1 protein-coding gene is annotated in these 532 nt (G+C 62.2%); it reads right to left on the bottom strand.

The annotated features are described in order from the left end of the window. Positions 1–468, bottom strand: a 468-nt coding sequence (locus AC5ZG1_RS44210; protein ID WP_496136541.1) for a tyrosine-type recombinase/integrase, incomplete at its 3' end; no start/stop codon positions are given. Positions 469–532 lie beyond the last annotated feature (64 nt).

Genomic DNA, 532 nt, shown 5'->3' with positions numbered 1-532 from the left:
GACGCGGATGATCATGCGCTTGCTGTCGATGTCGGCAACCTTGAGCGAGACCACCTCAGTGGCGCGCAGGCCGGCGCCGTAGGCCACGCTTAACGCGGCCTTGAGCCCCGGCGCGGCAGCGAGCAGCCGCGCCACTTCCTCGACGCTCAGCACCATCGGCAGCTTGCGGGGCTCGTGGATGACATGCGTGTGCTCGACGATCTCGTGGCGCCTGAGCGTGACCCGAAAGAAGAACCGCAGCGTCGAGACGGTCTGGTTGATGGTCGGAACTCCGACGCCGCTCGCGGCCAGATGCAACTGGTAGCGGCGCACGTCCTCGAAGCTTGCGGTGTCGGGTGATCGGCCAAGAAATGCCGTGAAGTTTTTGATCCTTTGCACGTAGTCATGTTGGGTCTTCGGCGCTAACTTGCGGATCGTCATGTCTTCGATCATGCGTCGGCGCAACGGGCTCATTGCCTCGTCGATCATGGGGATGCTCCTGCCTTGAGTGAGGTTGTCGAAACCCCTCAATCTCAAGGCAGGACGCCCTGTT

This window comes from Bradyrhizobium sp. Leo78, from assembly GCF_059512425.1.
Note: the sequence above shows the minus strand (reverse complement) of the source record. Positions and strands in the feature narration are given on the sequence as shown.